17 protein-coding genes, 1 tRNA gene, 1 pseudogene and 1 CRISPR repeat array are annotated in these 26,318 nt (G+C 42.4%); of the genes and pseudogenes, 10 read left to right on the plus strand and 9 right to left on the minus strand.

Translation table 11 applies throughout. The annotated features are described in order from the left end of the window. Positions 1-59: 59 nt before the first annotated feature. On the minus strand, positions 60-1,004 hold the full coding sequence (locus V5804_RS07860; protein ID WP_369590833.1) for a ribose-phosphate pyrophosphokinase: 945 nt from the start codon (positions 1,002-1,004) through the stop codon (positions 60-62). A 77-nt stretch (positions 1,005-1,081) separates the two neighbouring features. Then, positions 1,082-1,152 (minus strand) — tRNA-Gln (locus V5804_RS07865). 215 nt (positions 1,153-1,367) lie between these two features. Here V5804_RS07865 and V5804_RS07870 point away from each other — a divergent pair. Then, entirely contained in the window at positions 1,368-4,535 is a 3,168-nt protein-coding gene (locus V5804_RS07870) for a DUF2723 domain-containing protein (protein ID WP_369590834.1), read from the plus strand. A gap of 707 nt (positions 4,536-5,242) precedes the next feature. After that, entirely contained in the window at positions 5,243-5,821 is a 579-nt protein-coding gene (locus V5804_RS07875; protein ID WP_369590835.1) for a hypothetical protein, read from the plus strand. 339 nt (positions 5,822-6,160) lie between these two features. Here the strand turns inward: V5804_RS07875 and V5804_RS07880 are convergent, their stop codons facing one another. The 3 genes from V5804_RS07880 to V5804_RS07890 form a co-directional block, all read right to left on the minus strand. Further along, positions 6,161-6,706 (minus strand): transposase, encoded by a 546-nt coding sequence (locus V5804_RS07880; protein WP_369590836.1) that lies wholly within the window; start codon positions 6,704-6,706, stop codon positions 6,161-6,163. A 126-nt stretch (positions 6,707-6,832) separates the two neighbouring features. Next, complete coding sequence (locus V5804_RS07885; protein WP_369590837.1) at positions 6,833-7,309, minus strand: ankyrin repeat domain-containing protein; 477 nt, start codon at positions 7,307-7,309, stop codon at positions 6,833-6,835. Between the two features lie 112 nt (positions 7,310-7,421). Further along, positions 7,422-9,044, minus strand: coding sequence for a catalase (locus tag V5804_RS07890; protein ID WP_369590838.1), 1,623 nt, complete (start codon positions 9,042-9,044; stop codon positions 7,422-7,424). A gap of 242 nt (positions 9,045-9,286) precedes the next feature. On the opposite strand from V5804_RS07890, the gene V5804_RS07895 reads away from it, so the two are divergent. Together V5804_RS07895 and V5804_RS07900 are read left to right on the plus strand one after the other, a co-directional pair. After that, positions 9,287-11,122 (plus strand): ABC transporter ATP-binding protein, encoded by a 1,836-nt coding sequence (locus V5804_RS07895; protein WP_369590839.1) that lies wholly within the window; start codon positions 9,287-9,289, stop codon positions 11,120-11,122. A gap of 444 nt (positions 11,123-11,566) precedes the next feature. Beyond that, the gene (locus V5804_RS07900; protein WP_369590840.1) at positions 11,567-13,396 is read left to right on the plus strand and encodes an ABC transporter ATP-binding protein; all 1,830 of its coding nucleotides are present in this window, start codon (positions 11,567-11,569) and stop codon (positions 13,394-13,396) included. A gap of 72 nt (positions 13,397-13,468) precedes the next feature. Here the strand turns inward: V5804_RS07900 and V5804_RS07905 are convergent, their stop codons facing one another. Beyond that, complete coding sequence (locus tag V5804_RS07905; protein WP_369590841.1) at positions 13,469-13,846, minus strand: transmembrane 220 family protein; 378 nt, start codon at positions 13,844-13,846, stop codon at positions 13,469-13,471. Between the two features lie 267 nt (positions 13,847-14,113). Between V5804_RS07905 and V5804_RS07910 the strand changes: the two genes are divergently transcribed. Together V5804_RS07910 and V5804_RS07915 are read left to right on the plus strand one after the other, a co-directional pair. After that, positions 14,114-14,638 (plus strand): hypothetical protein, encoded by a 525-nt coding sequence (locus V5804_RS07910; protein ID WP_369590842.1) that lies wholly within the window; start codon positions 14,114-14,116, stop codon positions 14,636-14,638. After that, on the plus strand, positions 14,628-15,320 hold the full coding sequence (locus V5804_RS07915; RefSeq protein WP_369590843.1) for a nucleotidyl transferase AbiEii/AbiGii toxin family protein: 693 nt from the start codon (positions 14,628-14,630) through the stop codon (positions 15,318-15,320). The genes V5804_RS07910 and V5804_RS07915 overlap by 11 nt, the downstream gene beginning before the upstream one ends. A gap of 27 nt (positions 15,321-15,347) precedes the next feature. Here the strand turns inward: V5804_RS07915 and V5804_RS07920 are convergent, their stop codons facing one another. Together V5804_RS07920 and V5804_RS07925 are read right to left on the minus strand one after the other, a co-directional pair. Further along, positions 15,348-16,616: a DUF1501 domain-containing protein gene (locus V5804_RS07920; RefSeq protein ID WP_369590844.1), complete on the minus strand. Its 1,269-nt coding sequence runs from the start codon at positions 16,614-16,616 to the stop codon at positions 15,348-15,350. Positions 16,617-16,648: 32 nt separating this feature from the next. Next, on the minus strand, positions 16,649-18,631 hold the full coding sequence (locus tag V5804_RS07925) for a DUF1800 domain-containing protein (RefSeq protein WP_369590845.1): 1,983 nt from the start codon (positions 18,629-18,631) through the stop codon (positions 16,649-16,651). A gap of 213 nt (positions 18,632-18,844) precedes the next feature. Between V5804_RS07925 and V5804_RS07930 the strand changes: the two genes are divergently transcribed. The 3 genes from V5804_RS07930 (at position 18,845) to V5804_RS07940 (ending at position 21,207) form a co-directional block, all read left to right on the plus strand. After that, entirely contained in the window at positions 18,845-19,654 is an 810-nt protein-coding gene (locus V5804_RS07930; protein WP_369590846.1) for a CHAD domain-containing protein, read from the plus strand. 10 nt (positions 19,655-19,664) lie between these two features. Beyond that, positions 19,665-20,135: a CYTH domain-containing protein gene (locus tag V5804_RS07935; RefSeq protein ID WP_369590847.1), complete on the plus strand. Its 471-nt coding sequence runs from the start codon at positions 19,665-19,667 to the stop codon at positions 20,133-20,135. Between the two features lie 235 nt (positions 20,136-20,370). Then, positions 20,371-21,207, plus strand: coding sequence for a sugar phosphate isomerase/epimerase family protein (locus tag V5804_RS07940; RefSeq protein WP_369590848.1), 837 nt, complete (start codon positions 20,371-20,373; stop codon positions 21,205-21,207). Between the two features lie 31 nt (positions 21,208-21,238). Here the strand turns inward: V5804_RS07940 and V5804_RS07945 are convergent, their stop codons facing one another. Continuing rightward, a complete protein-coding gene (locus V5804_RS07945; protein ID WP_369590849.1) occupies positions 21,239-21,457 on the minus strand; it encodes a hypothetical protein in 219 nt (72 codons plus the stop codon). A 463-nt stretch (positions 21,458-21,920) separates the two neighbouring features. Here V5804_RS07945 and V5804_RS07950 point away from each other — a divergent pair. After that, positions 21,921-22,190 (plus strand): annotated as a pseudogene (locus tag V5804_RS07950) (hypothetical protein); the annotation flags it as partial. A gap of 245 nt (positions 22,191-22,435) precedes the next feature. Beyond that, positions 22,436-26,196: direct repeats of the CRISPR family, unit length 46 nt; unit sequence GTTGTGATTTGCTTTCATTCTTTGAATTACTGATATTTACCACAAC. The last annotated feature ends 122 nt before the right edge of the window (positions 26,197-26,318 follow it).

Genomic DNA, 26,318 nt, shown 5'->3' on the forward strand with positions numbered 1-26,318 from the left:
ATAGTTAATGGTGCCTGCAAATTCGCTATGGCAATGAACCATTAACCATTAACTATTTGCTAATCCACATTAAAAAGCTGACTGATAGATCCATGTTCGTTTACATTCGCAATGGCACTGGCAAATAATTTTGCTGCCGAAAGTACGCGTATTTTGCTGCTTTGTTGTTTTAATGGAATGGTATCAGTAACGATCAGTTCGGTTAAAGCAGAGTTTTCAATCGTGTTGTAAGCATCGCCGGACAGAATCGGATGCGTGCAAACTGCCCTTACACTCAAAGCGCCCCGGTCCATAATCAATCCGGCGGCTTTGGCCAAGGTGCGTGCCGTATCGCACATATCGTCAATCAAAACAATGTGCTGGTTGGTAACATCGCCAATTACCGTCATAGATTCAATCTCGTTGGCGCGTTTACGTTGTTTATCGCAAATTACCACTTCCGCATTAAAAAACTTGGCGAAACTGCGCGCGCGATAAGAGCCGCCCATATCCGGCGAGGCAATCGTTAATTTCGGTAGGTTTAAACCTTTGATGTAAGGAACGAAAATAACGGAAGCATCCAGGTGATCAACCGGAATATCAAAAAAACCTTGAATTTGTGCGGCATGCAAATCCATCGTCATGATGCGGTTGATGCCGGCAGCAGTCAATAAATTGGCAACCAATTTTGCGCCGATGGCCACGCGCGGCTTGTCTTTCCTATCTTGCCGGGCCAAACCAAAATAAGGGATAACGGCCGTAACATAATGTGCCGATGCGCGCCGTGCGGCATCAATCATCATCAGCAGTTCCATTAAATTATCGGTTGGCGGGTTGGTGGACTGAATCAAAAAAACATCTGATCCGCGTACAGATTCATTAAAATAAGGCTGGAACTCGCCATCGCTGAAACGCGATAAGATTACCTCGCCCAATTCTTTTCCGTAAGCTTCTGCAACTTTGCGCGAAAGTTCCAGTGTGGCTGATCCTGAAAATAATTTGATGGGGTTGAACTGTATCGGCATGGTGAGTAAAAAATGTTAAACTGCCTTTAAAGTAAAAAGCAGACAGCCATTACTCAAGCGTGTCTGCTTTTTTTAAGTTGCCCGACCAGGATTCGAACCTAGACAAACGGTACCAAAAACCGTCGTACTACCTTTATACTATCGGGCAATCTGCTCTTCGTTGGTAAGTACTTCCCGAAAAGGAATGCAAATATAGGACGATAAATTAAAATGTCAAATTCAATTTTTATATTTTTTATGTGGTAAAAGAAGCATCAGGCCGCCATTTGTTAAAACCTGTTAAACAATTGGCCAAAGGCCATAAACTTCATTATAGTTTGTTAATTTCGGCACCACAAAATTATGACAGAAACAATACCCTCCATGAAGTATCCTAAAATCAATAATTTGTTTGGCTGGCTTGCTTTTTTAATTGCCGCCGTTACCTATATTTTAACTTTAGAACCTTACGCCAGTTTTTGGGACTGCGGCGAGTTTATTGCCTGTGCTTATCGGTTGCAGGTTGCGCACCAGCCGGGAGCACCGTTGTTTACGATGATCGGCAAGGTGTTTTCTTTGCTCGCTGCCGATAAAACAAAGGTGGCTTATATGATCAACATGAGTTCGGCCTTGTCCAGTGCGGCCACTATTATGTTTTTGTTCTGGACGATCACGGCACTCGCCAAAAAAATAGTGGTAAAAACAGCATCAGAGATCAGCCTAAGTCAAACCATCCTGATTATTGGCGCCGGTTTGGTTGGCGCCTTGGCTTATGCCTGGTCGGACACGTTTTGGTTTTCCGCTGTTGAGTCTGAAGTTTATGCGCAATCTTCTTTGTGTACGGCCATCGTTTTCTGGGCAATTATGAAATGGGACGCACACGCCGATGAGCCTGGTGCCGATAAATGGATCGTATTTATTGCTTATGTGATGGGCCTTTCCATCGGCATCCACTTGTTAAACTTGCTGGCCATTCCGGCAATTGCCTGCGTTTATTACTTCCGCAGGACACCAAACGCAACGGCAAGGGGAACCATTACCGCGCTGATTGTAGGTGTCATTATCGTGGCAGCGGTTTTATGGGGGATTATCCAATACGTGGTGAAAGGCGCGGCTTATGCGGATTTGCTTTTTGTAAACACCTTTAATTTCGGTTTTTGGAGCGGCGCAACCGTTTTCTTTATCCTGATCGTGATTACCATGACAGCCGGGATTATTTATACCCTTAAACCGGTCAAAACCACCATTTTGATTGCGGCCATTGCTTTTGTTTTGGCGCTTACCGTTAGCGGTGGTTTTATTGGCGGGCTGATTGGAATTGGTATCGTTGCTTTTTTAGAATATGTGGTCAAGATCAGGGAGAAACGTTTTGCCTTGAATATGATCCTCACCTGCACTGTTTTTATCCTTTTCGGTTACAGTTCTTTTGCCATGCTGATCATCCGCGCCAAAGCACACACCAACTTAAACAACAGCGAACCGGACAATGCCTTTGCTTTGTTGAGTTATTTAAACCGTGATCAGTACGGAGATACGCCATTGTTATACGGCCAATATTACGATTCAAAAGCGGTTGACCAGACCGAAGGCGCAACCATTTACCGAAAAGGAAAAGAGAAATACGAAGTTGCCGGGAAGAAGCAAAACCTGGTTTACGACCGCAATACGTTGTTTCCACGGATGTTTAGCGATAAACCGGACCATATTGGTTTTTACAAAGATTGGATGCACATTGGCGAAGGCCAAAGCCCGACTTTTGCCGATGACCTGGGCTTCTTTTTTAGCTGGCAGGTAAACCAAATGTACACGCGCTATTTGTTGTGGAACTTTGTGGGAAGGCAAAACGATGCCGACGGGCAAAGCAACAACGCCACCGATGGCAACTGGCTTAGCGGTATCAAACCGATTGATGCGATGCGTTTGGGAAACCAGAGCGCTTTGCCGCCTTCCATCACTTTGGATAAATCCTACAACCGCCTATTCTTTTTACCGCTGATCCTGGGTTTAATCGGTGCTTTTTATCATTTTAAAAAAAACCAGAAAGATGCCGGCGTGGTTGGCCTGCTGTTCTTTTTTACCGGTTTTGCCATTTTGCTTTACCTTAACCAAGACCCTTTGCAGCCGCGCGAACGGGATTATGCCTACGCCGGTTCGTTTTACGCTTTTGCGATTTGGATTGGTATAGGTACTTTGTTTATCGCCGAAAAACTGCGAAAGTATGCCAACCCGCAAACCGCCGCAATTGGTGCAACGGTGGTTTGTTTATTGGCTGCGCCGGTTTTGATGGCCTCGCAGGAATGGAACGACCACGACCGCTCTACCAAAACCACGCCGCGCGACATGGCCTACAATTACCTCAATTCCTGTGCGCCAAATGCCATTTTGTTCACTTATGGCGATAACGATACTTACCCGTTGTGGTACATCCAAGAAGTGGAAAATGTGCGGCCGGATGTGCGAATTGTGAATTTAAGTTTGCTGGGGACCGATTGGTACACGCGTCAAATGAAGCAAAAAATGAACAAATCTGCACCTCTTCCAATTACTATGCCGAACGAAAAATTTGAAGCTGGTGTGCGTGATATGACTTATTACAATGATTCTAAACTTCCGGGAAACGTAGAGTTAAAAGATGTGTTCGATTTTATGACTTCCGATGACCCTCGCGCCAAAGTAGAATATGAGAACGGACAAAGCATGAATTATCTTCCCACTAAAAACCTAAAGTGGACGGTTAATCCGGATGAAGTTGTGAAAACAGGTACTGTTCCGGCTTCGGAAAAAGGAAGGATTTTGCCGGAAATAGATTGGAAATATCCAAGTAATTATGTTACCAAAGATAATTTGGTAATGATGGACATCCTTTCGCACAACAATTGGAAACGCCCGGTTTATTTTGCCATCACCGTTGGCAATGATAATATGATGGGTTTGGATAAATACATGTACAACGAAGGTTTTGCTTATCGTTTGCTACCCCTTAAACCGGATACTGCGGCCAGTGCTGATGGTGCAGAACGAAGCAATACCATGCTGATGTACAATAATGTGATGACCAAATTTAGGTGGGGCAACATGAAAAATGCAACTTACCTCGACCACGAATCACGTATGATGTTTTACCCGGTAATTTTAAGGACTTTTTTAACGCTAACCGAAAACCTGTACAAAGAAGGCCACCCGGATTTGGCCAAAAAAGTTTTGCACCGTTATGATGAGGTAATGCCCAATCTTAATCCTTTCGTCGATGTTGCTGCCCGGAAATTTTATTTGGCGGATATAGCTTATCAGTTAGGGGAAAGAAAGTTAGGGGAGAAGATTGTAAACCAAATCACCGACTACACATCAGGCCAGCTAAGTTATTTTGCTTCCATGGATGACAACAACCAGCGCATGAGTGGCCGCGACATTCAATTGTGTATGTCGGTAATTAATGGAATGGTGAAACTCACCAAGGACAATAACGAACCAGTTTTGAACAAGAAACTGACAGGTTTGCTCAATACTTACCAGGCCAAGTTTGGCGGGATGTTCCAGCAGCAGCCACAATAAAAATTATACCGGTAAAAGAAGCATCCCGATAAAAAACAAAAGCCGGTTTGGAGCCGGCTTTGTTGTTTGGGAAGTTTTATCAATTGCAGGCTTTCTATAAATTTTCCAAATAGTTTGGATGCTTCTTTTATGGCATAAAACTTAGTGGCCTGTAATTTGGGTTTGGCTAAAGCCGGAAATGGTTTGTTTTTGTCCCACGGCCTAAAGCCGCGGCAATCGGAGCTGCATTATCGTGCTGATTTGTTTAAACTTTATTTCCCGGAAATCGCCTTTTTGTTTTTTGTGCGGATTGGTTAAACAGGTTTTAGCTGAAATTTAGGCAGGTAAAAACAGCATTCAATGATCCTGGTTTCCACAACTTGTGGAATTGTGGGGTTTTGGTTTGAAGTGTTTTTCTTCCCCGAAATTCTACAACGGTTGTTGTTGATGGTTTTGTTTTGATTTCTGGGCAGCACGTTTTATTTTTATTTATTTTTTTGTTTGGGTTGATTTAAAAGTTCAATTTTCTTTTGGTGCAACAAACCTCTGCTTAAACAAAACTTGGAAAAGCCGAAAGAAAGTTTGGGTTGATTTTTTTCGCAAAATGAAATTGTATTTCAGTTTTCGCACCAATTTTTATGTGGTAAAAGAAGCATTGGTTTAGCTGGTTTCCGGCTGGCATTTTTATTGGTTAAGCATCACCGAATCAATAAAAAATAAAAACTGCCATGAAAAAATTGTTACTGTTCGCTTTCGCCGCACTGGCACTAATTAGCTGCAAAAAAACCAACAGCAATGGCCCTGATTCCCTTCCCGTTGCCACGGAATACAATGCTTTAAACATCAAATCAGGCCCGCAAGTTGTAAAAATGAAAGTGGCCGGCAACCAGTTGACGATGGTTTATAATGAAGACGTAACGCTGATTTTAGATTCCAAAGTTTTGGCAAAATTTCGGGAGGTACACCTGAAAGAAGATTTAGGCGCAACAAAATTGAACGATTATGATTACCACTCGATGACCAAAGGAGGCGTAAACGCAACCAATTGGGTTGACGATAATTTGAACAACGTGGTCATCCAAAGCAGCAAAGACACGCTGGTGAACAACCGCATTTATGTGAAAAAACATATTGTCCGTACTTTCACTTACCAAAAAGCGTATGATAATGCCACAACCGCAACAGCAGTACTAAACGGGCTGTTGAAACAAACCGACATCCTGACTTTTTCTGCCTACTACGCTCCGGAAAACCCGGATGTGGCCGCCACAACCAACACGGCCAAACTGACTTATGTAAAAATGTAACAACAGATCAGGCTTCCCGCAAAAAAATATTTAATTCCAAACCAATAATTCGATCATAAAAACCAGGCAGTTTTAATTTTTACTTGATTCAGAAGGAGGCGGGAAACTGCCTCCTTTTGTTTAAACTTTCGGGTTAAATTGAAAATGATCAAGTTGATTTAGGCAGATGGTTTCGAGCAAGTTTTATGTTTTTGAAAATGCTTCTTTTAGCAGGTAAAAATTGGTGTTCAGGTTTTCTTCAAATTTCAGAAGCCTTTTTAAATATGTTTCACCAATTTTTCACTCCTACTGGTTGGGATTTGCAATCCCGACCTTCGAGCTAAGGATTTTTAATCCTATCTATTCTATCAACAAAACATCAATCAACCCCATCTGTCCGGTATAATTGATAGCCGAACTGAAAACGTAATGTTCAGGTTCGTAAACAATACCGGCTGCAACAGGGTTGTTGTGCAGGTAATCCAATTTTTGTTGCATAAAAGAAGTAGTATCTAACTCTATCGGAAAAAAGCCGTCCTGCCAAAACTTGTACTCCTTGTTTTTAAAGTTTGTCCGTCCGGCAAACCCAAATTTATCCAGCAGCCATTCCCTCCGGCTTTCGTTGATTTCTTTAACGGCGGCAACAATGCTTTTAGAAGTAAACTTTTTAAAATAGCGCATCACGTCAGAAAGGCTTTTGCTTTCCGCTGTCGAAGCAATCAAATGTAAGTGGCTTGGCATCAAACACCAGGCATATAAAACTAAGCCTTTTTCTTTTTGGCAATACTTTAAACTTTCGATTATAATTTCGGCCAATTCTTTGCGTGTAAAAACATCGATCCAGTCAACAACGGTAGTAGTGAGAAAATAAATGCCGTCGTTGCTGACTTTGTATTTAAAACCCATGTTTTAGATTTATAAAAACGGATTTAAAATCCGTGGCTCAATGATCGGGATTACAAATCCCGACCAGTAGTTTAAAAAAGGCAAAAGAGGTATCAATAACGATGATATCTCCAGATAAAAAACGCATTACGAATACTGCTCCATCAACTCCAAAGCCTCCACATTGCCTTGTTGCACGGCCAAATCCGCAGCAGTTAAACCACGGTTTTCAGCGATGGACTGATCGGCACCGTGTTCCAATACGATTTTTACCAGCTTGTTCCGGCCAAACATGGCGGCAAACATCAAGGCCGTGCCGCCATTGCCGTGTTGCAGGTTGAGGTCGGCACCGTTTGCAATCAGCAGTTCGGCAATTTCGGGATAGCCTTTAAAGCAAACGCCCATCAAAGCAGTGTTCCCGCCAAAATCCTGTGCGTTTACATCGGCTTTTGCGGCTAACAAAATTTTTACGGCTTCCAATTGTTCGTTGTAACTGGCGATGATCAAAGGTGTGTAGCCGCGTTCGTCCTGGAAATTTATGTCGGTGCCCTGACGAAGCAAATCTTTTATTTGAGCCAGATCGCCCATTCGGGAAGCATTGATCAATTGGTAATTGGTGTCCATAAATGATAAATAGGAATTTAAAAACGGTAAGATAACACATAAAAAAACGATACTGTTTTTACCCTGGTAAAAACAGTATCGTGATTAATCAGCAGAAAAACTTTAGAAGCTTCTAATAAGCTTTTGCTTCTAACGATTCTTCTTTGGCTTGTGCCACCGCTTCGTCTTTTTGCATGGCTTCAGTATGGTTTCCGCCTGGCGTAGCGTTGGTTTGTTTAAATTGTTTTAAACCATCTGCAACCCGTTGTCCGTATTCGGCATCGCATTGGGTGAAAAGATCAATCATTTTTTCCTGGATATGTTGCTTTACCGGGGCCAGCGTGCTTACTAAGTTATTGATCAGATCTTGTTTTTCCCAATCCTCAAAGTTGCGGTAAGTATCACCGGCCTGGCTAAAATTATTTTGACGGCTGATTTTTTCCCGGATCAAAGCAGCGTTGTAATGCGGCGTGTAATCTTTGCCTTTTTTAGGTGCTTCGTTTAAGCCGCCCAAAGTAGAAGGTTCGTAATTTACATGCGGGTTTAAGCCCGGCGTTAAATCCTGGTGGTAAGCCATTTGCCCGTCGCGCTGGTTGGTGGCAGCTTTTTTAAGCGGCGCATTGATAGGCAATTGCAGGTAATTTGTGCCAACCCGGTAACGCTGCGTATCGGAGTAAGAAAACGTTCTTCCTTGCAACATTTTATCGTCGGAAAAATCCAGTCCATCAACCAAAACACCGGTTCCAAAAGCAACTTGTTCTACTTCGGCAAAATAGTTTGTCGGGTTACGGTTCAGCGTCATTTTACCAACGGGCAACCACGGAAACTGCTCTTTCGGCCAAAGTTTGGTATCGTCCAGCGGATCAAAATCCAGTTCCGGGTGTTCGTCATCGCTCAGGATTTGAACAAATAATTCCCAAGCCGGAAACTCACCTTTTTCGATGGCATCGTACAAATCCTGCGTGGCGTGGTTAAAGTTTTTGCCCTGGATTTCTTCTGCCTTTTCCTGCGTTAAATTGCGGATGCCTTGCAGCGGTTCCCAATGGTATTTCACCAAAACCGCAACGCCATCTTTGTTTACCCATTTGTACGTGTTTACGCCCGAACCTTGCATTTGCCGGTAGTTGGCCGGAATGCCCCAGGGCGAAAACAGAAAGGTAATCATTTGCATGGCTTCCGGCGTATTGCTGATAAAATCAAAAATACGCTGGCCATCCTGGCGGTTAGTTACGGGGTCTGGTTTAAAAGCGTGAACCAGATCCGGGAATTTTAAGGCATCACGGATAAAAAACACTTTTAAATTGTTGCCTACCAAATCCCAGTTGCCTTCTTCGGTATAAAATTTTACGGCAAAACCGCGTGGGTCGCGCAAAGTTTCGGGCGAATGGCCGCCATGGATCACCGAAGAAAAGCGCACAAACAAAGGCGTTTCCCTTCCTTTTTCCTGAAATAAATGGGCGCGTGTATATTTTGAAGCAGGATCATTGCCCACCGTTCCGTAAGCTTCAAAAATACCATGTGCACCAGCGCCGCGTGCATGTACCACGCGTTCCGGGATGCGCTCGCGGTCAAAATGAGACAGCTTTTCCAGAAAATGGTAGTTTTCTAAAGTTGCCGGTCCGCGGTTTCCTATTGTGCGCAGGTTTTGGTTATCATAAACCGGATGTCCCTGGCGCGTGGTAAGCGTATCGTTTTCGGCGTTTGCAGGATTGCCATTGGCATCCTTTGCAAACTGGTTTTTTTGCGGTTCAATCATAGCAGGAATTTTTAGAATGATTTAAGGAATAACAATAATTAAAGGTAGCGGTTTAAAAATTTGCATCAAATAATCGTATCAAATAACTGTATGATGAAAGTCATATCTGTTGGCCATGCTTCTTTTATCGCATAAAAATTGGTAAGTTGGGATTGAGGAATGTTGATAGGTTATGGTTGATAGATCATCGTGAATAGCAATCAACACTGCAAATTGCCCGAACATCCTACTTATAAAATAAATTGAAAGCACGTCCTGCCCCAACTCAAGTTACGCCTTTAACCTTTAAAGAACGCCTGGCTGCACTGCGCAACCTGCCCGCTTTTTTTAAATTAGTTTGGGAAGTAAGCCCGAAAATGGCACTTGCCAATATCCTGCTGCGTTTTGTTCGTTCAGCTTTGCCACTGCTGATCTTGTATGTCGGCAAACTCATCATAGACCAGGTGGTTTTATTGAGCCATGCAAAAGGCGCATTGCCGCATTTGTATTTGTGGAAATTGGTTGCGCTGGAGTTTGGTTTGGCCATTTTAAGTGATAGTTTGAGCCGAGCCATTACGTTAATGGATAGTTTGCTGGGCGATTTGTTCTCCAACCACACTTCGGTCAAAATCATGAACCATGCGGCCATTTTGGATTTGGACCAGTTTGAAGATGCCGTTTTTTACGATAAATTAGAACGCGCCCGCCAGCAAACCGTTGGCCGTACCGTTTTGCTTTCGCAAGTGATGAGCCAGGTGCAGGATTTGATTACGATGGGCTTTCTCGCCGTTGGTTTGATGGCGTTTAACCCCTGGCTGATCCTGCTTTTATTAGTTGCCATTCTACCTGCGTTTTTGGGCGAATCCTATTTCAATGACCAAACTTATGCTTTAACCCGAAGCCAAACGCCGCAACGCCGCGAACTGGATTATTTGCGTTACCTCGGCGCAAGCGATGAAACGGCCAAAGAAGTCAAGATTTTTGATCTGTCGGCTTTTATCATCGAACGGTTTAAGCAACTGTCGGACAAGTTTTACAAAGATAACCGAAGTATTGTCGTTCAGCGTTCGGTTTGGGGAACGCTGTTTGCCCTATTGGGCAGCATCGGTTATTACGGCGCTTACGTTTTTATCATTGCGCGGACTATTTCCGGCAGCATTTCTCTGGGCGAACTTACTTTTCTGGCCGGTTCTTTCCGGCAGTTGCGTTCTTTGCTGGAAAATATCCTAACGCGTTTTACCACCGTTTCGCAAGGCGCCATTTATTTACGCGATTTTTTTGAGTTTTTCGAGATTCAGCCTAAAATTAAATTGGCTAAAAACCCGCGTCCGTTTCCAAAACCGATCCGCCAGGGTTTTACTTTTGAAGATGTTGGTTTCCGCTATATCCATTCCGAACGTTGGGCAAACCGGCACTTATCGTTCACCCTAAACCCCGGCGAAAAATTGGCTTTGGTAGGAGAGAACGGTGCCGGAAAAACAACGCTGGTCAAACTTTTGGCGCGTTTGTACGACCCGACAGAAGGCCGGATTTTGCTGGACGGCTACGATTTAAAAGAATACGACCTGGCCGATCTGCGGTTAAACATCGGCATCATTTTCCAGGATTATTTGCGCTACCAGATGACGTTTTCGCAAAACATTGCCACCGGAAACATCAGCCAAAAAGAAAATACCGAACATATAAAAAGTGCCGCTAAACAAAGCATGGCCGATGAACTGGCGCAACGCCTGCCCGGCGGTTACGAGCAAATGCTGGGCAAACGCTTTTTTGAAGGCGTAGAACTTTCCGGCGGCGAATGGCAAAAAGTAGCGATTGCCCGCGCATATATGCGCAACGCCCAACTGCTGATTTTGGACGAGCCAACTTCGGCTTTGGATGCACGTGCAGAATTTGAAGTTTTTGAGCGTTTTACCGAACTCACCAAAGGACGTTCGGCCGTTTTGATTTCGCACCGTTTTTCTACCGTGCGTATGGCTAACCGTATTTTGGTTTTGGAAAAAGGCGAAATGGCCGAAATCGGCAGCCATGAAGAACTGCTGGCCAAAGGCGGCCGCTACGCCGAATTGTTTAATTTGCAGGCCGCGGGCTATAAATAAAAACTTTAAGGGCCTGTTTAAGAGCCTGTTTAAAATTTGTTCAATATATTTTCAATGCTTCTTTTACCGCCTAAAAATCATTGCCTTTAGGTTTTTGTCATGCCGAAATCTTTTCGGCATCCCATCAGAAAGGTTCCGACCTTGGCAGAGGGATCTTGAAAAAATTTCAGGATGACTGATGGCAATGCTTCTTTTATCGGTATAAAATCGTTGCCTTTTAGTTTTTTGTCATGCCGAAATTTTTTCGGCATCCCTCGTGATCGGCTTTAATTGGTTTTTGTTTAAATAAATGCAAACACCAATTTTTATACCCTAAAAGAAGTATTAATTTTTCTTCTGTTAATTTTTCAAATAAGCTTCCTGCAATTATTTATTTTCCGAATCTTTTCTATGCTATTGCCGTAACCGTTTTGCAAAAGGTTTTTCCGCCTGGTTTATTTATTTATGCAAAACCCGTATTTTTCTTTGCTTTCCACCGCCTGGCGTTACGCCAAAAACGACCGTAAAATTTATCTTTTAACTTATGCTTTGTTTATCGGTGCAAATTTGGTGGCTGCGCTAAATCCTTTTTTTTATGGCTGGTTTGTCAATTCCATCCAAAAAAATGGTTTCCATATTATTTCTTCCGTTTGGTTGTATGCCTTGGGTTTTATGGCTTTGCGCCTGACTGAATGGGCTTTTCACGGTCCGGCACGTGTGCAGGAACGCAAACTGGCTTTCAAAATCTCCCAAAATTATTTAGACGAACTTTACCAGCAGCTCGTCCATCTTCCAATTGGCTGGCACAAAGACCACCACAGCGGTTCCACCATCAACCGTTTGCGTAAAGCTTATGCCGCGCTGCGCGATTTCTTCCAGTCGGGCTTTTTGTACATACAATCACTTCTGAAATTCGTCATTTCGTTTTTGGTGATGTTCTACTTTTCGCCGCTGTTTGGCGCGGTGGCCATCGTTTTGGGTTTTGCCACGTTTTGGGTAATCCTAAAGTTTGACAAACCGTTCATCGCTTCCTTAAAAGAAGTAAACGAAGCCGAACATAAAGTTTCTTCCAACTTGTTCGACAGCCTTTCCAACATCCTAACCGTGATTACTTTACGCCTGGAAAAACGCGTTCACGCCAGTTTGATGGAGAAATTGCACGCTGTTTTTCCACCGTTCAAAAAGAACGTGGTGATAAACGAGTGGAAATGGTTTACCGCGCAAATGCTGGTGGCCTTAATTTATGTGGTGATGGTTGTCGGCTACATTTACCAGCACAACCAGCCCGGCAAAGTTTTTATGCTGGGCGGTCTGGTTACGCTGCTGGGTTTTGTCAACCAGTTCACCAGCGTTTTTAACGATTTCGCGCAGCAATACACACAAATTGTTCAGTTTCATACTGATGTGGAAACCGCAAAAGTGATTGAAACGGCTTTTGAAAAAGAACACCGCGCGTTAAACGAAAGCCATTTGCCGCAAAATTGGCAGAACTTAGCCATTCGCGATTTGAACTATAATCACCCTAAAAAAGGCCAGGAACAAGCAAACGTAAATGCACAAGGTTTTTTAAGTCCGATTCCCGGTTGGAAAAAATCTTACGGCCTGAAAGAAATGAATTTGGATATCCACCGCGGTCAGCGCATTGCTTTGATTGGCGAAAGCGGTTGCGGAAAAAGTACGTTACTTACATTATTGCGTGGGCTGTATGAACCTGGACTAAATTCTACTTTGGAGGTTGATGGCGATAACGGGAAAAATTTCAGTGATATTGGCAATTCGGTAACGCTCTTCCCGCAGGAACCTGAAATTTTTGAAGCTACTTTTGAATACAACATCACGCTGGGTTTGCCTTTTGAAAATGAGGAGGTAAAAAGAGTATCCGAAATTACACGACTATCGCCGGTATTGGAAAATTTGGAAGACGGCGTGCATTCTATGATCCAGGAAAAAGGCGTGAACCTTTCGGGCGGACAAAAACAGCGTTTGGCTTTGGCGCGAGGTGTTTTGGCAGCACAAACCAGCAGTATTATTTTGCTGGACGAACCAACCAGCAGCATGGACCCGAAAACCGAACAGGAAATCTACCTCAACCTTTTCAACGAATTTCAAGGCAAAACCGTGATTTCTACCTTGCACCGTTTGCATTTGCTGCAGCATTTTGATTACATCTACGTGCTGGATAAAGGCCGCATTGTAGAAGAAGGTTCGCTGGAATTTTTATTGCAACATGGCGAAATGTTTAACAAATTGTGGAGCCATCAGCAGAAGCAGGCTTCGGACATTTCTTTGAATTAAGAAGACCGGCACCAAAAAAGGTGGCATAAAAGAAGCATCTCAAAAACGAGATGCTTCTTTTATCGGGTAAATTTAAAGCCAAAATTTTACGGCAAAAAAATCAATCGTTAAAGCAGACGTAATAATCAGCAAGCCAAAAAATTCCCTCGTTTTTTCGATGTATGGTTTTTCGGCCTGCATGGTTTCTACAATGCTTGGCGTTTTGTATTTCGTGATCCAATCCAAAACGCCATCTTTTCCAAAGAAAAGGATAACGGCGTAGATTAAATAAAACGCCATCAAACCGAGGTAGATTTTTGGATAATACAGTTTGAAAACAAAAAGCCCGCAGCAAACCGTTACCGCCAAATAAATACCGACCCAAAGCCAGGCATCCGGATCATTTAAGTTGACGTAGGCAAAACCGATAAAAGCCAGGCAAAAAACAATGTTAAGGATAATGAGGAACATGTTTAAAGATGGTATTTTTTGGTGAAATTATCAGCCAAAATAGTTAAGCAAAAGCAATAGAAAAAATCAGGATTTGCTGTATACTGTTTTTACCACCTAAAATTCTATGTCCGCATCACGCCGATTTTGCTGCCTTTCCAATCCGGGAAAAGAATTTGGTTGTTGTTATTGTTAACAAAAAAAATGATGATAAAAGAAGTATTATTTTTACTCTTTCAGGTTTAATCCTCAATTTGCAAATTGAGGATCAAACGTTATCTTTGTCAAATGAAACAGCACAATGGCATGCGTCCACATGATATTGCCGTGTTATTAAAAATATTGGTAACAAAGGATAACTGGTTAAATAAAGATCTGGCTAACAGCTTATACATCAGTACTTCAGAAATTTCTGAATCTTTAAACCGCTCTAAAATTGCCGGCTTAATTGATGCTGAAAAAAGAACAGTTTTTAAAAATAACCTGCTCGATTTTTTAACGCAAGGGCTGGCCTACGTTTTTCCGGTACAGGCAGGTGCAATGGCAAGAGGGATACCAACGGCACATTCGGCACCGGTTTTTAAAAATGAATTAATTGCCGAAGAAGTTTTTGTTTGGCCATGTGCCAACGGCCCAAAAAAAGGGCAGGCCGTGCAACCCTTGTACCCAAATGCAGTTTTAGCAGTGCAAAAAGACGAAAAGCTGTACGATGTTTTGGCACTGGTAGATGCACTGCGGCTTGGAAAAGTACGGGAACGTGAAATTGCAATTGACAAGTTGACTCAAATTTTTAACCAGGAATATGCACATTAACATTGTTAGGCTAAAAGCGGTTGCACAAGTTTTATCTAATCTAAAAGAAGCATTTGTTTTTGTTGGAGGTGCAACGGTCTCTTTGTATGCAACGGATGCAAGTTTAGCTAACGAAGTGAGGCCGACTGAAGATATTGATGTGGTTGTTGAGATAGCCGGCTATTCGGGTTTTACCCAATTGGAAGAAAAATTACGTGCTGTTGGTTTTGTAAATGATATAGAATCCGGAGTTTATTGTAGGTACAAAATTCAAGGGATAATTGTTGATGTGATGCCGACCAATGATACTGCGATCGGATTTAGCAACAAGTGGTATCCCGAGGGTTTTAAAAATGCGGTAACTGTGCCATTAGATGAAAAAACAGCAGTCAAAATATTTTCCTTTCCTTATTTTATGGCCAGCAAATGGGAAGCTTATAAAGGCCGGGGCAAAGGCGATTACCGCACAAGCAAAGACTTTGAGGATTTGGTTTATCTGTTTGAAAATGTTGATGACCTGCAAAATCAGTTAAACAAAGCACCAGCACACTTATTTAATTATTTGCAGGAAGAATTTTTGAAAATAATTGATACACCCGATTTTAAGGAAGGCTTGTATGCACATATGCAAGGCGGCTACACCAATATTGATGCTAACGGTGTATTATTTAAGCTAAAAGAAGCTTTGGATATTTCAACTTAAGCAATACTGTTTTTACCACCCCAAATTTTATGTCCGCATCACGCCGATTTTGCCGCCTTTCCAATCCGGGAAAAGAATTTGGTCGTTGTTGATCTTTAAATGTTTATCGGCCACTTCGCTAAAAACACTTCTGAAATCGGTGGTAACGGCCAGGTCGCGGCCGTCTTCCAGGTTTTCTACTGCTAAAGGTTTGATGTCGCCATGAACGATGCCGCCGTTCACATCGTTCCCCAAAATAAAATTACAGGAGGCGCGGCCGTGGTCGGTTCCGCCGGTTCCGTTTTGGTGCACGGTACGTCCAAACTCGGTCATGGTCATCAGCGTAACATCGTCCTGATAAGTTCCCAAATCGGTCCAAAAAGCAACAATGCTGCCACTTAAATCAGCTACGTTGCGGGCAAAAATGCCGTTTTCGGTGCCTTGGTTAAAGTGCGTATCCCAACCGCCCGATTCGGCAAAAGCCACTTCCATGCCCACATCCATCTTCACCAATTGCGCAATTTGTTTCAAGGCAGTGCCGAGAGCAGTGTTCGGGTAAACGGCATTATTGGCAGGCTGATAATTTTTGACATCCGTTTTTTGCAGCATTTTTACGGCATCAAAACTTTCTTTTCCGGTTTGTTTTAATAGCGAAGAAGAAGTCTGGTCATACAAATCCTCAAAACTACGCGCAGCCAAATTGGCACCGTTTGGGTTGCCGCGCATTTGGATGGCAAAATCCTGCAAATTGCTGATGGCGACGGAAGGATTATCGCCATAAAAAGAACGTGGCATGGCCGAAGTTAGGCTGACACCCTGGAAAGGCGAAACCGCATCGTGGCCAAGCAAACCAATGGCACGGTCGAGCCAGCCGCTGGCCGTGCCTTTGTTAAACGGCGTGCCCGATTCCATATAATCCTGCGCATCAAAATGCGAACGCGTGTTGTTTGGCGAACCGATGCCGTGCACAATGGCCAGCCGTTTTTCCCTAAATAAAGGCTCGAAAGCGTTCATGGAAGGGTGCAGGCCAAACTTGCCGTCCAAATCAATCAGCGGTTTATTGCTGCTGCTTTTGGCTGCCGACATAAACAAAGTTGGCCGGGCAGCCTGCAAAAAAGTATCGGTAAAAGGAGTAACGGCCATTAAGCCGTCCATCGCGCCGCGCTGAAAAATGCAGACCAGCACTTTTTTCTTTTTGTACAGTTCCTGCTTTTTTACACTGGCTGCTGCTTCGGCCACAAAAGCCGGGATGCCGCCCAAACCGATGCCAAAAAGCGCCAGTCCGCCTGCTTTGATAAACCCTCTTCTTGATACCATGATCAGAAAAAATTAAAATGCGTGATATAAAATTAACGTCTTTGAAATTCCGGCGAACCCACAATTACGCCCACCACTTGTGCCAGCATCGAATTGTTGTTTGGCCGGCTTTGCATCGCCACATACGTTTTGTTGGCCGGCATACTGTTTTTATCGGTGTTTTTTTTGGCTTCATCGGCAAAAACCATTTGCTGCTGTGTGGCTTCCACGGGTTTTACCGGTGCCGTTTTGCTCGTGGCAGCTTCCACTTTTTTGCTGAGGTTGGGGTCTTCCAGCATCGGCGTTAACCTTTTAATGGTTTGGCTAAGGTCGCGTTCGGGCATAATCAAATTGCTGTACGTAACCAAAGCAGCCTGCGCACTTTCGGGTTCGTGGTGGTTGTTTAAAGCGGCCAGATCAACCTGGATTCCCGGAATACGGTTGGCCGCCAAAGCCAGGCCAAAGTTCATGCGGTTTAGCAAAGCACCGGTGTTGATCCAATATTGGCCTTTGTCAGGGAAACCCGTTGGTGCCTGGTAATAATACATTTTCTGCCCCATTTTGGTGATCCAATTATATAATTGATAAGGTTGGCTGATGGTGGCATCCAAACTCCTTACCGAACTGATGGCCAGCTCGAAAGGCGATTTTGTTTTCTCGCGCAAGGCATTTTTACTCCAAAATTCGGGCGAGGAAACCATCGTGGTCAAAACTTTTTTAATGTCGCCGTCTTCCTTCAAAAACGTTTTGGCCATTTTATCAACCAGTGATTTCGGTGGGTTATCGCTTACAAAACGAACCGCCAATTTGCGGCAGATAAACTGCGCGGTTGAAGGATGGTGCGCCAGCATTTCCAGCAATTGCACGCCCTCATCGTAGCCGCCGTCGGGGCCGAAATGATGGCCTAAAACTGTTTTTTCACCGTTATCGTGCCGGTTTGGGTTGAACAGAAAATCGCCATCGTGTACAAAACCGCGCTGTGCCAATTTATCTTCGCTATCCTTATTCATTAGTTTTTGCGCCATGTTGCCGTCGGCTTTATTTTCCATCGGGCTAACGGCCCAACCGGTTAAAACGCGTGCAGCTTCGGTAACATCATGCTGCGTGTAGCCGCCGTCAACGCCAAGCGTATGCAGTTCCATCACTTCGCGGGCGTAGTTTTCGTTTAAACCCTGTGCTTTTTTTGCCTGCTTTATTTTGTTGAGCATTTGAGTTTGGCGCATGGCAGAATCGCCCGCGGCAGGCGTTTGCTGACTGGCAAAACGTACCATATTTGCCCGTGGCGGGTTGGCCTTGGTGTTAACGCCCGAACTGCTAAAATTATCCAAATAATACAACATCGCCGGAGATTTTGCCGTGGCCAGCAGCAATTGGTCAAACTTGCCCAAAGCGTTGGCGCGGATGGCATCGCGCTCGTAAACCGGGATAAAATCGGCACAATCATTCTTCGTAATTGAAACATTAAAATGGTTAAACCAAAAATCCGTAAGCACTTCCTGCAACTGGTTTTGCGTGTAGGCGGCGCGCATTATTTTTTGGTTGATCAACTGTTTATAAAGGTCTTGTGGCTGCCGCAAACCTTTTTGCTGCATGTAGGCCGCAAGCTGATCTTTGTACGCTTTGGAATCCGTTTTATTCACCGAATCTTTATTAATCACACCATCTTTTACCGCCATCCGCACAATTTGCCCGTTTTTTGGGTAGATGGCTGCAATTTCTGTATTGCTCAACTTCATCGCATCGTACTGGTTTAAAATCTGGTTCAGCGAATCATCGGGCAGGTTGGCCTCCAGTTGCTGTTTAAACCATTTTTCGGGGCCGATTTTTACCACCGCATCAATCGCGCCCGGCGTTGCGCCAAACGTAAAACGGTTGAGCAAATGCGCCGCGGCCTGGCGTTCGGTAAGTTGCGCGTATTTGTACGGAAATTTAAAAGCAGCAGATTTAGCCTGGTCTTCATTCAAAAAAGAAGAAAACAGCAAACCAAAAACGGCCATTAAAAAGGTGAAACTTAAAAACCGGATCGAAAATTTCATGGTTGTTGAATTTTTGAAGAAGTATCAGAACTTAATTACTGACTGGATAAAGTAGCTGAAGTTTAACACGCTGTTGTGTAACATGAATAGGATACATTTTTGCAAGCCCAAATTTTGCCTGATAAAAGAAGCATTAGCTTAATCAATAATTAAATTCGTTTGTATTGTAGATGGTATTATTGTTGCCGGGTAGTTGAAATAAAAAGGCTTTGTATGAAAAAAAAGAAAGCAATGAAACAGTTAAACAAGCTGTGGAAAGGAATGAAATTACATTTAAAAACTTTTTTGGAAACCAACAGCCAGGACGACCTGCACCAGTTTCGCGTCCACATTAAAAAGCTGAAGGCACTGCTCACGCTTTACGCCAGCGAACAGGAAAACAAAGGTTTGCTGCACGAATTTAAGCCGGTAAAAACAGTATTTAAAGCCGCGGGCGAAATCCGAAACGCGTACATCAACCTGCAACTGGGCGAAAAACACCAGCTTCAGGATGAAAACTTTGACCAACACCAGCAGCAAATTTTGCAGCAAGGCACAGCGCGGTTTAAAAGCCAGGGCAAAAGTTATTTAAAGCGGTTAAAAAAAGCACACATCGCTTTGCAAAACAATTTGCACAAGCTGCAAGGCAAAACCATCCGCAATTTTTACAAGGAAAAGCTGAACCGGATTGCTGTTTTTTTTGCCGCGCCAACTTTTGACGAAGAAATGCACACGGCGCGAAAAAACAGCAAGCTGTTGATTTACAACCAAAAAGCAAGTGCTGGGGCTTTGCATGGGAAATTGCAGGTCAACACCAATTATTTGAACCAGTTGCAGGACAAGATTGGCCAGTGGCACGACCATTTGTTGACGATGGAAGTGTTATCGGCCATGAACCAGCCGGACAATCAGGCCATCATCAACCTAAAAAACAGCAACGCGGCTTTGGAATTGGAGATTTTGGAACAGTCGGCCAACTTCCGCGAAAAAGTAACTGCGCCGGAAGATGCGGCCATAAAAATTGTTCCGGAAACCGTAGTTTAAACAAAAAAATATGGGCTTAGAAATTGAACGCAAGTTTTTGGTGAATCCCGAAAAATGGAAAGCTTTTGCCAAACCACAAGGCACGCCTTACCAACAAGGTTATCTGGTGAACGAAAAAGGCAAAACTATCCGTGTGCGCATTGCCGGCAGCAAGGCTTTTATCACCATAAAAGGGGCAACAACGGGTTTTACGCGGAAGGAATACGAATACGAAATCCCGCTGCAAGACGGGCAGGAACTGCTGGAAAGTTTTGCTTTGCAGGGCACTGCAAAAACGCGTTACCGCATTCCGGTTGCCGGAAAAGTTTTTGAAGTGGATGAATTTAAAGGCGAAAATTTAGGCTTGATTGTGGCCGAAATTGAACTGAAAAGCGAAAACGACACTTTTGAAAAACCTGATTTTTTAGCGGAAGAAGTAACCGATGACCCACGGTATTACAATTCTAATCTGGCTACGCATCCGTTTTCTTTGTGGGGGTGAAAGGTTGCAGGGTGAAAGGTTAAAGGTTGAAAGGTGAACGGTAGAAAATTAGCGAACTCTGCTTTCCCCCTTGAGGGGGTCAGGGGGTTAGCAAACTGTGCATTCCCCTCTCGAGAGGGGCAGGGGTGTGTCCTTTTACAAACTATAAATACCTCACAACAAAATCCAAGCATACTGTTTTTATCAGCATAAAAACAGCATCTTGCAATACCAATTCAATTTTAAGCCCTTTATAATGAAAGTGCAAACCCGACGAGATTTTATCAAAACCACTGCCCTGTTTACTGCCAGTGCGGCGTTGGCCTCTTTCCCGGCCGTTGCCATGCCGGTGCAAAATATCGGCCTGCAACTGTATTCTGTGCGAAAAGATATGCTGGCCGATGCCACCGGAACGCTGAAAAAGCTGGCCGCAATCGGTTATAAAAACTTAGAATCGGCCGGCAGCGAAAAAGGCAGTTACTACGGTTTAAAACCAAAAGAAATGAAAAAGATCGCTTCGGATTTGGGAATGACTGTATTGAGCGGACACGTGCACATCGGTACTGACTGGCAAAAAACGGTGGACGAAGCTGCCGAAGCCGGACAAACATATCTGATCTGTTCGACCATGCCTTCCAACGGCCAAACCGTGAGCAACTACCAGCATTGTGCGGATATTTTTAATAAATCGGCCGAGGTGGCGAACAAATCCAACCTTACTTTTGGCTACCACAACCACGAATACGAATTTGAGCAGGAAAACGGCAAGGTTTTGTACGATATTTTGCTGACACACACCGATCCCGCCAAGGTAAAGTTCGAGCTGGATTTGGGCTGGCTTATCGTTTCGGGCCAGGATGCCACCACGTATTTTAACAAATTTCCGGGCCGTTTCCCGCTTTGGCATTTAAAAGACATGGACAAAACCGCCAAACACAGCACCGAGTTTGGCAAAGGCGACATTGACCTGAAAGCATTGCTGGCGCAAGCCAAAAAAGCAGGCATGAAAAATTATTTTGTAGAACAGGAAGAATATAGCATGGCACCACTGGTCGCGGTGCAATATGATCTGGCGTATTTGAAGAAGTTGTAATGCTTCTTTTACCGTATAAAAATTGGTAAAATTAATTTACCTTTTTTTCGTGCGCCTTTTTTTCTATAGCGTTGGCATACAGCACTACACCGGCCCCAAAAACAATCAGGCCGCCAAAAAATATTGCTGCATTGGCTGAAGTTCCGTTGGTAGAATCCGCAGGGTTAAAAGAATGGGCAGGTGTTAAAATTACAGTACAAGCAAGGATCAGGATACCAAGAAATCCAACAAGAAGGCCTAAAATTTTCATAACAGTGTTTTAACTGCGGCAAATATAATTATGTTTTATGTTTTTTATGATCTTTTTGGCATAGTTCGTTCAAAAAATATTATCTAAAAAATGGAAGCGAAACTTAAAAAACGACAGCCATAAAAAATTATTTGTAGAACAGGAAGAATACAGATTGGAACCGCGCTGCCACGGTACAATAGGGTTTGGAATGGTTGAAGATGTGGCGATGCTTCTTTTACCGGGTAAAAATTGGTAATGCGTTCAATTTAATTACTGCTAATTTTGTAAGGGTATTTTTAAAAAGGTTGATGTAGTTTTTTGCCGATGGTTTATTTAGTGCTGAATCCTTAAAACAAAAAACTATTGCCAAAAAGAGTATTCTTAAAATTTAAGCATTCATCCAATTAATATGGCCATGAACCGGACACAATTTTTAGCCCTGCTTGGTTTGTCTTCTTTCACCTTTTTCAACAAAAAAGCAATGGCAAAAACAGTACAACCAACCCTGCTTCATTTTAAAGATGATGGCATTATCCCAAACAGCAAATATCCGTTGCTGCATTACCAAAAGGCTTTTACACAAAGCGGTTCTTCGGGCGCGGATTGGCTGGAGCAGCATTTTGCCAAAAACAACTGGACAAATTCCTGGCGCAACGGCGTTTACCCTTTCCACCATTACCACAGCACTTCGCACGAAGTTTTGGGCATCTACAGCGGTTCGGCTTTGCTGTTTTTAGGCGGAGAAAAAGGGCAAAAAGTGGAAGTAAAAGCCGGAGACATCATCGTGATCCCGGCTGGCGTTGGCCATAAAAATTTAGGCAGCAGTCAGGATTTCGGTGTGGTTGGCGCGTATCCGGATGGCAGAAGCTGGGACATCATGCGCGGCCAACCCGGCGACAGGCCAAAAGCAGATGAACGGATTGCGGCGTTGCCGGTTCCGGGTACTGATCCGTTTTTGGGGAAACAGGGTGATGGGTTGGTTGAGGTTTGGAAGTAGTTGTGATTTGCTTTCATTCTTTGAATTACTGATATTTACCACAACATCGCCTATTTAAAAGAAGAAGATCTGAAAGTTGTGATTTGCTTTCATTCTTTGAATTACTGATATTTACCACAACTTTGCATTGTTCCGCATGAGGAAACCATAAGTTGTGATTTGCTTTCATTCTTTGAATTACTGATATTTACCACAACAATGCGGGTTGGCATTATGATATCGGTTATGTTGTGATTTGCTTTCATTCTTTGAATTACTGATATTTACCACAACAACTTTATCGTTCATGCCATAAATGCTTACGTTGTGATTTGCTTTCATTCTTTGAATTACTGATATTTACCACAACCAACTGAAATGGTGCAACGAAAACCAGGCAGTTGTGATTTGCTTTCATTCTTTGAATTACTGATATTTACCACAACCATCGATATCAAAGGATTTTACAAGATTCTGTTGTGATTTGCTTTCATTCTTTGAATTACTGATATTTACCACAACGATAAAGGTGAATTGGAGTGGTCAAAAGCTGTTGTGATTTGCTTTCATTCTTTGAATTACTGATATTTACCACAACTTTTCTTCCTTGTATAATGTAAACATTTTTGTTGTGATTTGCTTTCATTCTTTGAATTACTGATATTTACCACAACTTGGGGCAACGAACTTGACATCAAGGCTTTGTTGTGATTTGCTTTCATTCTTTGAATTACTGATATTTACCACAACAGTATCAACTGTCCCGCTAACGCGTTTTCGTTGTGATTTGCTTTCATTCTTTGAATTACTGATATTTACCACAACAAATGTTTGATGTACAAATAAACGGCGGTAGTTGTGATTTGCTTTCATTCTTTGAATTACTGATATTTACCACAACTAAACCGCAGTTTGCTCCCAACATGGGTTAGTTGTGATTTGCTTTCATTCTTTGAATTACTGATATTTACCACAACAAACTTTAACCGCTCAACAATCATTAACCTGTTGTGATTTGCTTTCATTCTTTGAATTACTGATATTTACCACAACAAATGCACCTACAACGTTTAAAACAAACGGTTGTGATTTGCTTTCATTCTTTGAATTACTGATATTTACCACAACAAAGCCCCTGCGCAGGCATTTAAGAGAACTTGTTGTGATTTGCTTTCATTCTTTGAATTACTGATATTTACCACAACAATAATGAAGTTTGCGATTTGGGAAAAGCTGTTGTGATTTGCTTTCATTCTTTGAATTACTGATATTTACCACAACTTTATTTTAATGCACCTTTTTGGGGTGGTTGTTGTGATTTGCTTTCATTCTTTGAATTACTGATATTTACCACAACGAGGTGCGCGTTTACGTTCCGTTCCCAGTTGTTGTGATTTGCTTTCATTCTTTGAATTACTGATATTTACCACAACAAAGGTTTATTGTGTTCGAAATAGATTCTGTTGTGATTTGCTTTCATTCTTTGAATTACTGATATTTACCACAACTAGTGTGAAAAATAACTACCGGCCTTTTTGGTTGTGATTTGCTTTCATTCTTTGAATTACTGATATTTACCACAACAACAAATCATTTACGCCGCGTGTAGAATTTGTTGTGATTTGCTTTCATTCTTTGAATTACTGATATTTACCACAACTGCCGGAAGCTTCTTTTAATAAGATGCTAAGTTGTGATTTGCTTTCATTCTTTGAATTACTGATATTTACCACAACGCTGTTATCCTGAATAACAACATCGGTATCGTTGTGATTTGCTTTCATTCTTTGAATTACTGATATTTACCACAACTTCCTTAACAAATGTTTTTTGGTACGCCCGTTGTGATTTGCTTTCATTCTTTGAATTACTGATATTTACCACAACCATATTTGCCAACCTTACAAAGCTGGCCAGTTGTGATTTGCTTTCATTCTTTGAATTACTGATATTTACCACAACACAACACGCCACCCGCAACAACCATTAGCAGTTGTGATTTGCTTTCATTCTTTGAATTACTGATATTTACCACAACTGTGAATGGGAGGAATGCGACTGCCACGCTGTTGTGATTTGCTTTCATTCTTTGAATTACTGATATTTACCACAACAAGAGGCATTGATATTGGAACGCGTTTTGAGTTGTGATTTGCTTTCATTCTTTGAATTACTGATATTTACCACAACTCTACAACGTGCAAGGCCGCCTGTGGACACGTTGTGATTTGCTTTCATTCTTTGAATTACTGATATTTACCACAACTCGAGACCGGCGTAATGTACATCGTCATTAGTTGTGATTTGCTTTCATTCTTTGAATTACTGATATTTACCACAACGTTTGGCACTTTTTTGTACAATGCGCTCTGTTGTGATTTGCTTTCATTCTTTGAATTACTGATATTTACCACAACAACGCAGGAGACGTAGGTATAAGTTACTAGTTGTGATTTGCTTTCATTCTTTGAATTACTGATATTTACCACAACCGCGGCCATCAGTACCTGATTTTCGGTGCGGTTGTGATTTGCTTTCATTCTTTGAATTACTGATATTTACCACAACTCGCGCAATCGTAGGCACCCTGCCCTCCGTGTTGTGATTTGCTTTCATTCTTTGAATTACTGATATTTACCACAACTCCTTCTTGTTCTAAGGCCTCCGCCAGTTTGTTGTGATTTGCTTTCATTCTTTGAATTACTGATATTTACCACAACAAGTGGCTTTGGAAAGCTTCGCAAAGCACGGTTGTGATTTGCTTTCATTCTTTGAATTACTGATATTTACCACAACAAAGATGGATTACCTTACGGCCAGTTTGGCGTTGTGATTTGCTTTCATTCTTTGAATTACTGATATTTACCACAACATAAACAAAAATTCTTACGATTAGATAATTGTTGTGATTTGCTTTCATTCTTTGAATTACTGATATTTACCACAACTATTCAGAAAAATTACAGAACCCTCAGTGGGTTGTGATTTGCTTTCATTCTTTGAATTACTGATATTTACCACAACTATGTGCCAATTTTAGAACTGTCCCTTTTTGTTGTGATTTGCTTTCATTCTTTGAATTACTGATATTTACCACAACGATTCTTACACACAGGCATTGTTGCAAAACGTTGTGATTTGCTTTCATTCTTTGAATTACTGATATTTACCACAACTAAATTACCGGCAAACACCAATTTGCACTGTTGTGATTTGCTTTCATTCTTTGAATTACTGATATTTACCACAACAGGAGGAACGCGCAGAAGAAGCAAGAGACCGTTGTGATTTGCTTTCATTCTTTGAATTACTGATATTTACCACAACGAATAGAAACGGTCTGCCGTTGGGTGTGTTGTTGTGATTTGCTTTCATTCTTTGAATTACTGATATTTACCACAACCATGCGACCTGTTTTTAATATCCTGAATAAGTTGTGATTTGCTTTCATTCTTTGAATTACTGATATTTACCACAACTAAAGACATTTTAACTGTTAAAGGTTCTACGTTGTGATTTGCTTTCATTCTTTGAATTACTGATATTTACCACAACGCAGGACGATTGGGGCTATGCCACGGTTTGTTGTGATTTGCTTTCATTCTTTGAATTACTGATATTTACCACAACAAAGTAAAGTGGTTTAACACTCAAAAAGGGTTGTGATTTGCTTTCATTCTTTGAATTACTGATATTTACCACAACCGGAACGGGGCGGTATCTGGCTGATCTACGGTTGTGATTTGCTTTCATTCTTTGAATTACTGATATTTACCACAACTTCTTGTTCCACGGGGGCTTTGCCCTGCACGTTGTGATTTGCTTTCATTCTTTGAATTACTGATATTTACCACAACTGGTTGGAAAAAGGTCAGGCGGGTCAATGCGTTGTGATTTGCTTTC

The organism is Mucilaginibacter sp., assembly GCF_041088075.1.
In the GTDB taxonomy this organism is placed as follows: Bacteria; Bacteroidota; Bacteroidia; order Sphingobacteriales; family Sphingobacteriaceae; genus Mucilaginibacter_A.

Coding starts and splice junctions, on each gene's coding strand:
- V5804_RS07905 (WP_369590841.1), bottom strand. CDS start 13,846: ATGTTCCTCATTATCCTTAACATTGTTTTTTGCCTGGCTTTTATCGGT.
- V5804_RS07890 (WP_369590838.1), bottom strand. CDS start 9,044: ATGATTGAACCGCAAAAAAACCAGTTTGCAAAGGATGCCAATGGCAAT.
- V5804_RS07925 (WP_369590845.1), bottom strand. CDS start 18,631: ATGAAATTTTCGATCCGGTTTTTAAGTTTCACCTTTTTAATGGCCGTT.
- V5804_RS07880 (WP_369590836.1), bottom strand. CDS start 6,706: ATGGGTTTTAAATACAAAGTCAGCAACGACGGCATTTATTTTCTCACT.
- V5804_RS07945 (WP_369590849.1), bottom strand. CDS start 21,457: ATGAAAATTTTAGGCCTTCTTGTTGGATTTCTTGGTATCCTGATCCTT.
- V5804_RS07860 (WP_369590833.1), bottom strand. CDS start 1,004: ATGCCGATACAGTTCAACCCCATCAAATTATTTTCAGGATCAGCCACA.
- V5804_RS07920 (WP_369590844.1), bottom strand. CDS start 16,616: ATGGTATCAAGAAGAGGGTTTATCAAAGCAGGCGGACTGGCGCTTTTT.
- V5804_RS07915 (WP_369590843.1), top strand. CDS start 14,628: ATGCACATTAACATTGTTAGGCTAAAAGCGGTTGCACAAGTTTTATCT.
- V5804_RS07930 (WP_369590846.1), top strand. CDS start 18,845: ATGAAAAAAAAGAAAGCAATGAAACAGTTAAACAAGCTGTGGAAAGGA.
- V5804_RS07875 (WP_369590835.1), top strand. CDS start 5,243: ATGAAAAAATTGTTACTGTTCGCTTTCGCCGCACTGGCACTAATTAGC.
- V5804_RS07900 (WP_369590840.1), top strand. CDS start 11,567: ATGCAAAACCCGTATTTTTCTTTGCTTTCCACCGCCTGGCGTTACGCC.
- V5804_RS07940 (WP_369590848.1), top strand. CDS start 20,371: ATGAAAGTGCAAACCCGACGAGATTTTATCAAAACCACTGCCCTGTTT.
- V5804_RS07935 (WP_369590847.1), top strand. CDS start 19,665: ATGGGCTTAGAAATTGAACGCAAGTTTTTGGTGAATCCCGAAAAATGG.
- V5804_RS07885 (WP_369590837.1), bottom strand. CDS start 7,309: ATGGACACCAATTACCAATTGATCAATGCTTCCCGAATGGGCGATCTG.
- V5804_RS07910 (WP_369590842.1), top strand. CDS start 14,114: ATGAAACAGCACAATGGCATGCGTCCACATGATATTGCCGTGTTATTA.
- V5804_RS07870 (WP_369590834.1), top strand. CDS start 1,368: ATGAAGTATCCTAAAATCAATAATTTGTTTGGCTGGCTTGCTTTTTTA.